This window comes from Algoriphagus mannitolivorans DSM 15301 (assembly GCF_000429425.1).
Lineage (GTDB): Bacteria > Bacteroidota > Bacteroidia > Cytophagales > Cyclobacteriaceae > Algoriphagus > Algoriphagus mannitolivorans.
Genome location: NZ_AUBV01000005.1, coordinates 95876 through 108733 on the forward strand (window position 1 = coordinate 95876; position 12858 = coordinate 108733).

Genomic DNA, 12858 nt, shown 5'->3' on the forward strand with positions numbered 1-12858 from the left:
AGAGAATAATTTTGGAAAACCTAGGGTCCAATCTTATTTAGAACCAATTAAAATAGATGTGTGGTATGGGATTCGATTGTTTGCTGTTGCTCCCGCGTGTAAATTTGGCGGCAACAATCAAGCAAAAGAATTTCGTTTTAAACTAATCCTAAAACCTGTATGAGTTGGGTTACAAAAACCTTAAGCAGCACACTGGGTCGAAAACTAATCATGGCCTTGACGGGTCTATTTCTGATCCTATTCCTTACCGGACACGTTTCCGGCAACCTGCTTCTTTTCAAAGGAGATGGTGGCGAGGCATTTAATATCTATGCCAAGTTTATGACTACCAATCCCGCGGTAAAGTTGCTTTCTTACCTCACCTACATTTCAGTAATAGCCCACGTGATCTACTCGATCATTTTGACACAGATGAACAAGTCTGCTCGTCCAGTGGGATATTCAGAATCCAAGGCTTCCACCAATAGCACTTGGTCTTCCAGAAACATGGGTGTTTTAGGCACAATAATCTTGATTTTCCTCGTAGTCCACCTTCAGGGATTTTGGGCACAGATGCATTGGGGAGAAATTCCGACGGTGACTTATGAAGGAGAGGAATACAAAGACTTGTACCTGATTGTTTCAGAAGCATTCAAGCAAGAATGGCTCGTGGCGCTTTACGTGATTTCCATGGGTTTCTTGGGTTATCACCTGTCTCATGGCTTCTCTTCAGCCTTCCAGACTTTGGGCTTGAACCATAAGAAGTACACTCCGGCAATCAAAACCATAGGGAAGCTTTACTGCATTGTGGTTCCAGTATTGTTCGCTTCGATGCCGCTTTACATTTATTTCACTAGCTAATCTATCGTCACACTATGATACTAGATTCCAAAATACCCGCCGGTCCTTTGGCAGAAAAATGGACTAAACATAAATTTTCAAGTAAGCTGGTCAACCCAGCCAATAAAAGAAAGTATGATGTCATCGTTGTCGGTACTGGCTTAGCTGGTGCTTCAGCAGCTGCTTCTTTGGCAGAATTGGGCTACAATGTCAAGGCATTCTGTTTCCAGGATAGCCCTAGAAGAGCTCACTCCATCGCTGCACAGGGTGGTATCAATGCTGCCAAAAACTATCAAAACGACGGCGACTCAGTTTACAGACTTTTTTATGATACGATCAAAGGTGGTGACTACCGTGCCCGAGAGGCAAACGTTTACCGTCTGGCTGAAGTATCTGTCAATATCATTGACCAATGCGTGGCCCAAGGTGTTCCTTTCGCCCGTGAATATGGGGGATTGCTTGCGAACCGTTCCTTTGGTGGTGCGCAGGTATCCAGAACCTTCTATGCCCGAGGCCAAACCGGACAGCAGCTACTTTTAGGTGCTTATTCAGCTTTGAGCCGTCAGGTAGCTACGGGGAAAGTGAAGCTTTACCCAAGAACAGAAATGATGGATGTGGTTGTCATCGACGGCCAAGCCAAGGGAATCGTAACTCGTAACCTGATTACCGGAGCAGTAGAGACTCATGCTGCACACGCAGTGTTGTTGTGTACCGGTGGTTATGGTAACGTGTTCTTCCTTTCTACCAATGCAATGGGTTCCAATGTGACAGCGGCTTGGAGAGCTCACAAGCGCGGTGCTCACTTTGCGAACCCTTGCTTTACTCAGATTCACCCTACCTGTATTCCAGTCTCCGGAGATCATCAGTCCAAGCTGACCTTGATGTCTGAATCTCTTCGCAATGACGGTAGAGTTTGGGTTCCAAAAACCCAAGAGACAGCAGAGAAGCTTCGCAAAGGCCAGATCAAGGCAAATGATATCAAAGATGAAGACAGAGATTACTTCCTAGAAAGAAAGTATCCTTCTTTCGGAAACTTGGTGCCTCGTGACGTGGCTTCCAGAAATGCGAAATATGTCTGTGATGAAGGTCGCGGGGTTAACGAAACCGGTGAGGCTGTATTTCTTGACTTCCGTGATGCGATCAAGCGTGATGGAAGAGATGTGATCGAGCAGAAGTATGGCAACTTGTTTGACATGTACATGCAGATCACTGGAGAGAATCCTTACGAAGTACCAATGATGATCTATCCGGCAGTTCACTATACCATGGGTGGACTTTGGGTTGATTATAACTTGATGACTTCCGTTCCAGGGCTTTATGCTTTGGGAGAAGCTAACTTCTCTGATCACGGCGCTAACCGATTGGGAGCTTCTGCCTTGATGCAGGGTCTGGCCGATGGATATTTCGTGATTCCATATACACTTGGAGATTATCTAGCATCTATTCCACCTAAAAAAGTGGAAGAAGATCATCCTGAGTTCGCCAAAGTAAAGGCTGAAGTCGAAGGAAGAATCCAGAAGCTTTTGAGCATCAATGGAACCAAGACTGTTGACTATTTCCACAAGAAACTTGGTAAAATCATGTGGAATGAGTGCGGAATGGCAAGAACCGCTGAAGGTCTGAAAAAGGCTAAAAGCGAAATTCAAGCCTTGCGTAAGGAGTTCTGGTCTGATGTGAAAGTATTGGGGGCCAATGAAGAATTGAACCAGTCTTTGGAAAAAGCACACCGAGTGGCTGATTTCTTGGAATTGGGCGAATTGATGGTCGACGATGCCTTGAACAGAAATGAATCCTGTGGAGGTCACTTCAGAGAAGAATATCAAACTCCGGAAGGTGAAGCACTTCGCGATGACGAAAACTACGCCTATGTAGCCGCTTGGAAGTATATGGGAGAAGGTGTACAAGAGGAGCTTGACAAAGAACCTCTGGTATTTGAAAATGTGAAATTGACCCAGCGTTCCTACAAATAATCAATCTTGAATTCATAGACTATAGCGATATGAAACTGACTTTAAAAATTTGGAGACAAAAGAATGCTTCTGACAAAGGAGGCTTTGTAGCTTATCCGATTGACGGAATCTCCAAGGACATGTCCTTCCTCGAGATGCTGGATGTGTTGAATGAACATTTGACTGAAAAAGGAGAAGATCCTGTGCATTTTGATCACGATTGCCGTGAAGGTATCTGTGGAATGTGCTCTCTATACATCAACGGTAAGCCTCATGGTCCTCAGCAGACAACTACCTGTCAGTTGCACATGAGATCCTTCAATGATGGAGATACCATTACAATCGAACCTTGGAGGGCGAAAGCTTTCCCAGTGGTGAAAGATTTGGTGGTGGACAGAAGTGCGTTTGACCGAATCATCCAGGCTGGTGGATATGTATCTGTCAGAACCGGCGGTGTTCCTGATGCCAACGAAATTCCAATCCCTAAGACCATTGCGGATTTGGCAATGGATGCAGCTCAGTGTATCGGTTGCGGCGCTTGCGTGGCAGCTTGTAAAAATGCCTCAGCGATGCTATTTACCTCAGCTAAAATCTCTCAATTGGCCTTGTTACCTCAAGGACAGGTAGAAAGAAAAACCAGAGCTGAGAAAATGGTCGCTCAAATGGATGCTGAAGGTTTTGGATCTTGTACCAACACCGGAGCTTGTGAAGCTGAGTGTCCAAAAGGTATTTCCATTACCAACATCGCCCGGATGAACAGAGAATATTTCTCTGCCGTAGTGAGCAGCGACAATCTCTAAAATCAGAATTGAATACTTTGAAAAGCCGGAGAGATCCGGCTTTTTTGTTTTGTATTATTTTAAGTAAAAAATGCATTATAAATCAATTTTTTCGATAAAAACCCAATAAAATTTCAATTTTAAGTCATCTTACTTACCTTTGAAAAATTATATTCTAAAAAAGTTTGATACAAATCCAATTACATAATGCATTTGATAGATCTTCTGATCTTCCTGGTTTACATGTTGGCCATGCTGGGTGTGGGCTATTTTTTCATGAGAAAAAACACAGGTCAGGAGGATTATTATGTGGGTGGCAGGAGTATAGGTAGTCTTCATATTGGTTTATCGGTAGTAGCCACTGATGTCGGTGGTGGTTTTTCCATTGGTTTGGGAGGTCTGGGTTTTGCCATGGGGATCTCCGGATCTTGGATGCTTTTTACCGGCTTAGTGGGGGCCTGGATTGCTGCTGTAATCCTGATCCCGAGAGTGAAGTCAGATTCAGCCTTCGCTAAATTTTTTACTTTCCCACAAATCCTTGGTTACCTCTATAATTCAGCAACCGCCAAGGTGGCGGCCTTGATCTGCTTCCTCGGGTATCTGGGCTTCACTTCCTCCCAGCTTTTAGCGGGAGCAAAGTTAGCTTCAGGAACCTTCGAGGCACTGGATTTACAGACCGCTCTCTTGGTGATGGGGGCTATTGCGGTCATTTATACCGTCATGGGAGGCCTGAAAGCGGTGATTTATACCGATACCATCCAGTGGATCATTTTGATGTTGGGATTGATGTTCATTGGTATTCCAATCTCCTATCATTTTGTTGGAGGGTGGGAAGGTATCCATTCTACTTTACCCAAGGAGTTTTTCTCCTTTACCAATCTCGCTTGGCAGGATATAGTGAATTGGGGGATTACCATCATCCCGATTTGGTTCGTGGGAATGACGCTTTACCAGCGAATTTTTGCTGCCAGAGATGTCAAGACCGCCAAAAGGGCATGGTTCATCGCTGGGCTTTTTGAATGGCCGATCATGGCCATGATGGGAGTGACTTTGGGGCTTTTGTCCCGAGTGGCCGTTGAGCAGGGAGCCTTGGAAGGTTTCACTGCCAACATGGATCCGGAAATGGGTTTGCCGGTATTGCTCAGTCAGATTCTCCCTGCAGGAATCCTCGGCTTGATGATGTCGGCATATTTCTCAGCAGTACTTTCCACGGCCGATTCCTGCCTTATGGCGGCATCCGGAAACTTGACGACTGACCTTTTGGATAAATTTCTGAAAGGAAAATCTCATAAAACAGAACTTCGCTTTTCACAGATTTTTACGCTGTGCATAGGTGTTTTGGCCATTGTGATTGCCTGGCAAATGACGGAAGTACTGAGTTTGATGCTATATTCCTATGCCTTCATGGTTTCCGGATTATTGGTCCCGGTTTTTGCAGGGCTGTTTTTTGGGAAAAGTAATTCCAAAGCAGCGATTACTTCCATGATTGTCGGGGGAACCTTGACCGCAACTTTGACCTTTTTAGAAGTACAAATGCCATTTGGGCTGGATCCCAACCTTTATGGACTTACGGCATCTTTTTTGGCCTTTGGGATCACTTATCAAATTGATAAATTACTTAACTCTAGAACTTAAGATATGATCAAATTAGAATCTCTTTCTGCTATAGACAATGCTACTTTCTTGCAGAAAAATGAAATCGCAGACTTCCTCGTTCATCACCTTGGGAAATACGGTGATCCTAAAGAAGACATCATGAAGTGTCTTGACTATGCCTTGGATCAGAGTTTACATGCCGGAGGCTTCGTGGTTCTGGCTCGGGAAAATGGAAAAATCGTAGGCGCTTTGGTCATGAATAAGACTGGAATGTCAGGATATATCCCGGAGAATATTCTGGTGTATATCGCCGTGGATGCTTCGCAAAGAGGAAAGGGTATTGGAGGCAAAATCATGGATTTGGCGATTAAAATGGCCAATGGGGCAATTGCACTGCATGTAGAACCGGATAATCCTGCCAAGAAACTTTACGAAAGACTCGGATTTACCAATAAATATCTCGAGATGAGATTGACCAAGTAAAATGGCGTACCTGACTTTAAATAAAACCAAGCTTAGGGAGAATTTTGAGCATCTTCGAAAAACTTTTAACGATGCCGGAATTGCCTGGGGAGTGGTGTCCAAATTGCTTTGTGGCAATCGACTTTTTCTCCAAGAACTGATCAATCTGGGCGTCAAAGAAATTCATGACAGCCGGATTAGTAATCTCGCCATGGTCAAAAAGCTCAATTCTGAGGTTCAAACCGTGTACATAAAACCCGTTTCTAAAAGAAATGTGGGAAAAATGGTGGAGTTTGCCGATGTGAGTCTGAACAGTGAGTTGAAAACCATCCACTGGATCAGCGAAGAGGCTGTCAGACAAAATAAAAAGCATAAAATCATCATCATGGTGGAAACCGGTGATCTCCGGGAAGGGGTGATGGGAGAGCAATTGGTGGATTTTTATTCGGAGGTATTCCGATTGCCGAACATAGAAATCATCGGCTTGGGCACCAATCTCAACTGCCTAAACGGTGTCATGCCGTCCACAGACAAATTGATCCAGCTTTCTCTCTACAAGCAGATTATTGAGCTGAAGTTTGATAAAAAAATCCCTTGGGTGTCCGCAGGAACCTCAGTGACGATACCCTTGATGCTTACCCATCAGCTTCCGAAAGGAATCAACCATTTTCGGGTAGGCGAGACCCTCTATTTTGGAGTGGATTTATTTGAGGAAAAGGTCATCGAAGGCATGCATGGGGATGTGTTTGAATTGCATACCGAAATCATCGAAATGCAGGAAAAGCCACTCCTACCAGTAGGGAATCTGGCCGCAAATCCACAGGGTAATATCAAAGAAATTGATGAATCTCTCTACGGACAGACCTCATTTCGTGGAATTCTTGACATAGGTTTGCTGGATGTGGACCCCAAATATCTGATTAGTACTGACCCGGATCTTGAGATTATCGGGGCCAGTTCTGATATGCTGATTGTCAACCTTGGAGAGAACAAAAAAGGCTATAAAGTAGGCGAAACGCTTACTTTTCACCTAAAATACATGGGAGCATTAGGCTTGCTCAATTCCAATTACATCGATAAAACAGTGGTCGAAGATTAAGGATCTGTTCATTTGGCATTTCGTTGGATTGTGGAAAAAGCAACCAACAATTGTTTACCTATGAAAAAAGTTCTTGTATTTATCCTTGTTTCCGCCTTTGGAATCACCTTCGCCTCGGCTCAGTCCAGTGTAGGATTTAGAGGAGGCGTGAATATGTTCAACTTCGGGGGAAACGATGTCTCCGAAAATTCTTACACTAACCGAGCTGGATTTCACGCAGGGATCTATGCGGATTTGATGAGCAACAGTGCAGTTTCCATAGAGCCGGGGATCTTTTATTCAGTGAAGGGAACTCAAAATGACGATGCGATCAATAGCCGGTCTATCTTGAGTTACATCGATGTGCCGGTATTATTGCGATTGAGAGTAGGAGAGGGATTTAACTTCTTTGCTGGACCTCAGTTCTCGTTTCTGACTGATTCCAGATTTGAAGGAGATTTCGGGAATTCCACAGTTTCCTTGGATACCGAGTCCATCAAGGAAAATGATTCTGCATTGGTGTTTGGTCTGGGCTACAACTTGCCGAAAGGATTCAATATCCAGGGCTCCTATGATTATGGCTTGACGCCGATCTTTAAAGACAGCGATGCGGATGTTTATAACCGCGGATTTAAGATTTCTTTGGGCTATTCTTTTTAAAAGGAAAAAACTCTATAAAAAAAGGTACGGTGACGTGCCTTTTTTTATTTCTTTTCCAATTGACTGATCCATTCTCGGATCAAATCGACGCCTTCTTGGTGAATGGTGGTTCTGCCTAGTTCTGGCATGGCAATCCCAACTTCTGTAGAATTCATCCGATAGATGAGGATTGATTCGTCGGGTTTTCCGGGGACGACGTCGTATTTAAAACTTCCGGCTCCCTTTCCAGCGGCCACAGGAGGTTTATTCACACCCAATTTCATTTTGTCCGTTTGATCAAATGTGAGGAAAAGCCCAGAGGTGCTGGCTGGACCTTCTGCTCTATGGCAATGAGCACAGTTAATGTCCAAATAGGCCATGGCTCGCTCCGCTAAGGCTTGATTTTTATCTTCATAATTGATCAGGCTTGGATACGATTCCGGTCCCTCGAAGCCTTCCAGTTTTTCGGCTGCTGTCCAATAAACCAATTGATTTTCTTTAGCTTTTCCATAATCAAAGGTATTGTTGAGATGCTTAACCTGCACTCCGATGGGAGCCAAGCTTTCATTTTGATTATGGCAGCTTTTGCATTGGTTTTTATTTGGGACGATGTAATTGATGATTTGGTCTTTGCCGGAGTAATCCTTGTATTTAACTTCCATTTCACCTCCGACAATCTTCAAAATGGCATCTGTCTGCTCCTCGTTCCAAATGTAGGGATAAGCCTGCCAGCCTTTTTCCTCATGAATCATTAGTCGAGTTTCGATGATTCTCCTTCCTTTATCTGGATTTCTGAAATCGGAAGGATAATAGAAATTCTTGATCAGAACTGTCCCGATTGGAAATGCGATTTCATCGTCGGTCAATGAGGCTTTTTCTCCCTCAGGGAAATAGATGAATCTGCTTTTCCAGGCATAATCTGTGAAGAGAGAGGAAGCTGGAGCATATGGTAGTACCTCATCTGTCGGAGTCAGTTCCTTTATTTCTCCTTCAAAAAAGCCATAGGTGGAAAGCCGTCTGTAAGGAAATAGGCCTGTAGCATCCTCTGGTGCCAAAGCTCGGGAAGTCGGAGGTGGAGGCGTCTTTTCTTCTGACTTTTGACAGGAAACCATCGCCAAGGCCAGCAAGAGAGCAAGTGTTGTTTTTTGGAAGCTTTGTTGAAAAGACATTGGTTTATTGGATTAAAGCAAGGCTGCCGACGTTGGTGTCGACCTGAACAGTACAATTTTGGAATTTTTCATGGTCCTTAAAAGAGGTCAAGTTGTCCTGTCCATCCATCAGATAAAATCGGGTAAATCTCAGTCCTTCCATCTGTTCAGAGATACAGATTCTCATAGGATTAGAGTCAATGGTTGAGCTTATCTTTTCATCCCAAATGCCATCGTAAACAATGTCCTGAGCCTTCCCAAAGCCATGCGCATTGTATATGGCAACCAGTTTTCCCAACTCTTTGGAGAAGTCAGGGAAGGAAAGCTTTTTCCTTTCGTAGGTATTGTCATGGAGATAGATTCCTGTGGTATAAGGAGACCAGTTGGGAGCATTAGCTGGGAACCCGGTCACTTGATAGCTGGCAATCGCTACACCGGTTGTCTTGTTTCTGAGAATTCGGTTGTTGTAGATTTCCACATCCTTGGCTGCCAAAAGGACAATTCCTGAGCCAGGAGGAATCATAGTGACGGTATTTCCATTCGGATCTTGGCTGAGAGGGATGGCGAAATTGGTGTGATTGTTATCCCGAACTTCATTGTTGTAGATTTTGGTGTTTTTTCCGTCAGACTTGGGTAGTCCGGGGAGATTGAATACCAAAATCCCTCCGGAATTATCTCGGGCGACATTTCCAAATACCTCAGCGTTGTCACAGTTTTCAATTTCGATTCCTGCCACATTTCCGAAGGCAAGGGAGTTTTTGACTACAATGTTTTCAGACTGTCCGACATATATTCCTGCATCCTTAGAGTGGGAGGCGATGCATTCGTCAATTACCACATTTTTGCATTGAACAGGATAGATGGCGTAGGTGCCATTTTTGGATTTGTCTCCATTGGTCCAGGTTACGTTGATTCTTCGAAAGGTGATTCCGTCTGAATGCTGGGCCTTTAAACCGTCTCCTGGAGCATCTTCAATACTCAAGTCCTCAACCCGGATGTCATTGCCGACGATTTTCACCCCTTCTCCTCCGGATTTTAGGCCTCTGAAGGAAAGGACTGTTTTATCCATTCCGGCGCCTTTAATCATAATATGCTTTTTGTTATCCAAAATCAGCTGGGTCTGAAGGGCATAAAAACCTTCTGGGATGGTGATGGTGGTGGAGTCCTCCGCAAGAATAAAATCTTCGACAATTTTGTCGATTTCATCTTGGGATGCTCTTCTGAGTTTTGAGGAGTCAAAGGTCTGCTCGGTTGTAGAGCTGCCACAGGAGAAGTTTGCCAAAATAATAATAGCAAGAAGGCTTTTCAGCAGAGTTTTCATAGGCTTTCGTTTGGGGTTGAAAGCCAAAATTAGTTATTGCCTAAAAATTACTCCTTGAGAAAAGTCAAATTATCAGAAATTGATTTCGTAGAAATTGTAAAAAACGAATGGATTTTTTTTTTATGGTAAAAGCCTCAGATTTTTCCTCGAATTCGGGAAAGTGTCTCAATGCTCATGTCCAAATAGGAGGCGATTTGTCCCACTGAGGCTTTGTGGATTATTTTGGGTCTGGATTCCATCAGGCTGAGATACCGGTCTTTTGCTGATTTAAACTTTGTAAAAATCAACTGTTCTTCCAATGCAATATAATACTGCTCGAGGATGATTCGATAGCCCCTTTCCAGGATTGGATGGGTCTCAAACAGCTCCTTCAATTCCGTATGGCTGATCTTACCGACGAGAGAATATTCCATCGCTTCTATGTTTTCATACCCAGGTTGCCGGGAAATAAAAGAATACATAGAGGTCGTAAATTCTCCCTCCAAAGCAAAAGAAACGGTGATGTCTTTATTGTCTTTTAAATAAAAGCTTCGCAAGGACCCTTCCACCACTAGGTAAAGGTGATCACAAACTGCCCCTGCTTTTTCTACCAAATCTCCCCGTCCCAGCTCCAGAACTTGAAGTTTGTTTGAAAAGGCAAGTTTTGCATCTTCCTCAATTTCAGGGAAGCGACTAAAGAGATTTAAGATTCTTTCCATTGGTCAAAAAAAATACAAGAGAATTAATGGGCCAAGCGTTACTATTGCGAAAAAATAAAAGGAATTGAGCTATGAAAAAAGTTTTGTGGGTTTTCTTTATGGTCTTTATCACCAATATAGCACACGCCCAGTTTGGAATTAGGGCAGGGTATAGTTCTGCAAACTTTTCCGACACCAACTTCAGTCCAAAATCGGGGTTTCATGCCGGGGTTTACTTTACCGCTGGCTCGGATTTGATTCAAGTGGAACCTGGAATTCAGTTTGCAGGGAAAGGATATACCGGAGAAGATGACAATGGAACGGCCATCGACGAGCAATTGAATTACTTGGACCTTCCTGTTTTGGTCAGACTGAGTTTGATGCCGATTCTTAATGTTTTTGCTGGTCCTCAGGCTTCTTTTTTGCTCTCCAGAAATTATCAGCTTGGGCAGGTTTCTTCCAATAGTTTGGAGGTGATATCAGCATATGATTTGGGAGGTGTGGTTGGCGCCCAGCTTCAACTTCCGGCCGGAATTAATTTCCAGGCCAGTTATGATATCGGCCTGAAGTCTCTGAATTATTTCGATACGGATGTCAAAAACAGAGTTTTCAAAATATCGCTTGGATACACGCTAAAGTAAATGAATAGAAATCCCGGACTTCAGTTCGGGATTTATTTTTTGATTCGGTCGGGGTTTTCTTCCAGAAAGGATTTCCAACCTTCATTTCTGCCTCGGGTCTGAACTCTTCCTTCATGAAAATGATGGCACAATGCCACTGCCAGCGCATCCGTGGCATCCAAAAGTTTGGGTAATTCCGCTATTCCCAAGAGGTTTTGGAGCATGGCGGCCACCTGTTCCTTAGAGGCATTTCCATTTCCGGTGACGGATTGTTTTACTTTCTTGGGGGAGTATTCAGTGATAGGGATTTCTTTGGAAAGTGCTGCTGCCATGGCCACCCCCTGAGCCCTTCCCAGCTTCAGCATGGATTGGACATTGACACCATAAAAAGGGGCTTCCAAAGCCACAGAATCGGGAGCAAACTCCTCGATAATCCCAGAAATCCGCTCAAAAATCTTTTTGAGCTTCAGCTCATGGGTTTCATATTTTTTCAGGTGAATTACTCCGTATTGGAGGATTTTGTACTTTTTTCCTTCAGTCAAAATCAATCCATATCCCATCACCGTAGTTCCCGGGTCTATTCCTAATATGATTTTTTCTTTCGGGGCTTTTTGTTCTTCTTTACTCACCTCCGCAAGTTAGCCGAAAAGATGATCTGTTTTTACCTCATTTGGTGTTTTGGATATTTCTTGACTTTGGCCTGGCTTTCTAAGTATTGGCCTTCCAAAACCTCAGCTATCAAGCCCGAGGGTTCAAATTCCCAGCTGATTTCTTTAATTATTCCTTTCCGAAATGAATCTGATTTGGTCTCCCAATTGATTCAGGAACTCCAGAAAATAAGCGATTCGGTCCATGAAATAATAGTAGTGGATGATCAAAGCGAGGATGATTCATGGGTGAAGTTTTCTTTGGCCGCAGAAAAACTTCCGAATCTTCGCGTTCTAAGAAGCCCAGGCTTAGGGAAAAAAGCGGCCTTGGAATTTGGAATTCTGCAGGCAAAAGGAAGCCTGATCGTGACTTCTGATGCGGATTGTATGTTTTCAGAAACTTGGGTTTCGGAGTTAACCTCTTACTTTGAAAATTCTCAAATCCAGTTGGTGGCAGGACCGGTTATTTCTGAAGGTCTTGATGATAATTTTTTTACCCGTTTTCAGCAATTCGAATGGGTGAGTATTCTCCTTTTGACCCAGTTTACTTTTCAAAAAGGTAATCCGCTTATGTGTAGCGGAGCCAATTTGGCCTTTCGGAAATCAGCTTTCGAGCATGTGAACGGATATTCGGGAAATGAGCACTTACTTTCCGGAGACGATGAATTTTTGCTGAAGAAAATCCATCGGGAATTTGGTACCTCCTCCTGCCACTATATACCGACTGGGAAAGCTCTGGTGAAAACTCTTCCCCAAGCCAGTTGGAAAGCCCTCATCAATCAGCGGGTGAGATGGGCTGGAAAATGGAAATTACATCGATCTTTGGCTCACTCTTTAGCAACACTCTTTGCTTTTTTTATCCAATTGGGATGGGTGGCTAGTGTCTTTTTATGGTTTGGAGGCAAGTTGTCGATTTTGGAATTCCTGGGAATTTGGATCTTGAAATTCATGGCTGAATCTTGGGCATTTCTGAGAGTGCTGAGGTCGTTCGGGCTGTCTTTTTCACTTTTAGCCCTTTTTTGGACAAGCTTGATTCATCCATTTTATGTCATTTGGGTTGGGATCAGCACCATTCAGGGAAAATTTACCTGGAAAGGCCGGTCCAACTGAAGTTTGATTAATT

The 12858-nt window shown here is 43.7% G+C and carries 13 protein-coding genes; 9 read left to right on the forward strand and 4 right to left on the reverse strand.

All coding sequences use genetic code 11. The annotated features are described in order from the left end of the window. Positions 1-159 precede the first annotated feature (159 nt). From G458_RS0105160 to G458_RS0105190, 7 genes are all read left to right on the forward strand, one after another. Positions 160-840 (forward strand): succinate dehydrogenase cytochrome b subunit, encoded by a 681-nt coding sequence (locus tag G458_RS0105160; protein ID WP_026950959.1) that lies wholly within the window; start codon positions 160-162, stop codon positions 838-840. Between the two features lie 14 nt (positions 841-854). Beyond that, positions 855-2789 (forward strand): fumarate reductase/succinate dehydrogenase flavoprotein subunit, encoded by a 1935-nt coding sequence (locus G458_RS0105165; RefSeq protein WP_026950960.1) that lies wholly within the window; start codon positions 855-857, stop codon positions 2787-2789. Positions 2790-2818: 29 nt separating this feature from the next. Beyond that, complete coding sequence (locus tag G458_RS0105170; protein ID WP_026950961.1) at positions 2819-3568, forward strand: succinate dehydrogenase/fumarate reductase iron-sulfur subunit; 750 nt, start codon at positions 2819-2821, stop codon at positions 3566-3568. Positions 3569-3754: 186 nt separating this feature from the next. Next, positions 3755-5182 carry a sodium:solute symporter family protein gene (locus G458_RS0105175; RefSeq protein WP_026950962.1) on the forward strand — a complete coding sequence of 476 codons (1428 nt, stop codon included), beginning with the start codon at positions 3755-3757 and terminating at the stop codon, positions 5180-5182. 3 nt (positions 5183-5185) lie between these two features. Further along, positions 5186-5626 (forward strand): GNAT family N-acetyltransferase, encoded by a 441-nt coding sequence (locus G458_RS0105180; protein ID WP_026950963.1) that lies wholly within the window; start codon positions 5186-5188, stop codon positions 5624-5626. Position 5627: 1 nt separating this feature from the next. Beyond that, on the forward strand, positions 5628-6704 hold the full coding sequence (locus G458_RS0105185) for an alanine racemase (RefSeq protein WP_026950964.1): 1077 nt from the start codon (positions 5628-5630) through the stop codon (positions 6702-6704). A gap of 60 nt (positions 6705-6764) precedes the next feature. Beyond that, positions 6765-7343, forward strand: a complete 579-nt coding sequence (locus tag G458_RS0105190) for a porin family protein (protein ID WP_026950965.1) — start codon at positions 6765-6767, stop codon at positions 7341-7343. 44 nt (positions 7344-7387) lie between these two features. On the opposite strand, the gene G458_RS0105195 is transcribed toward G458_RS0105190, so the two are convergent. The 3 genes from G458_RS0105195 to G458_RS0105210 all read right to left on the reverse strand — a co-directional run bounded on the left by G458_RS0105195 (position 7388) and on the right by G458_RS0105210 (position 10489). After that, the gene (locus tag G458_RS0105195; protein WP_026950966.1) at positions 7388-8491 is read right to left on the reverse strand and encodes an SO2930 family diheme c-type cytochrome; all 1104 of its coding nucleotides are present in this window, start codon (positions 8489-8491) and stop codon (positions 7388-7390) included. Positions 8492-8495: 4 nt separating this feature from the next. After that, positions 8496-9791: a parallel beta-helix domain-containing protein gene (locus G458_RS0105200; RefSeq protein WP_026950967.1), complete on the reverse strand. Its 1296-nt coding sequence runs from the start codon at positions 9789-9791 to the stop codon at positions 8496-8498. Between the two features lie 134 nt (positions 9792-9925). Further along, complete coding sequence (locus G458_RS0105210; RefSeq protein ID WP_026950968.1) at positions 9926-10489, reverse strand: Crp/Fnr family transcriptional regulator; 564 nt, start codon at positions 10487-10489, stop codon at positions 9926-9928. Positions 10490-10560: 71 nt separating this feature from the next. On the opposite strand from G458_RS0105210, the gene G458_RS0105215 reads away from it, so the two are divergent. Beyond that, a complete protein-coding gene (locus tag G458_RS0105215; RefSeq protein ID WP_026950969.1) occupies positions 10561-11109 on the forward strand; it encodes a porin family protein in 549 nt (182 codons plus the stop codon). Between the two features lie 32 nt (positions 11110-11141). Here the strand turns inward: G458_RS0105215 and ruvC are convergent, their stop codons facing one another. Beyond that, complete coding sequence (ruvC, locus tag G458_RS0105220) at positions 11142-11717, reverse strand: crossover junction endodeoxyribonuclease RuvC (protein ID WP_026950970.1); 576 nt, start codon at positions 11715-11717, stop codon at positions 11142-11144. Between the two features lie 21 nt (positions 11718-11738). Here ruvC and G458_RS0105225 point away from each other — a divergent pair, with 21 nt between their 5' ends. Beyond that, complete coding sequence (locus G458_RS0105225; protein WP_026950971.1) at positions 11739-12845, forward strand: glycosyltransferase; 1107 nt, start codon at positions 11739-11741, stop codon at positions 12843-12845. Positions 12846-12858: the final 13 nt, after the last annotated feature.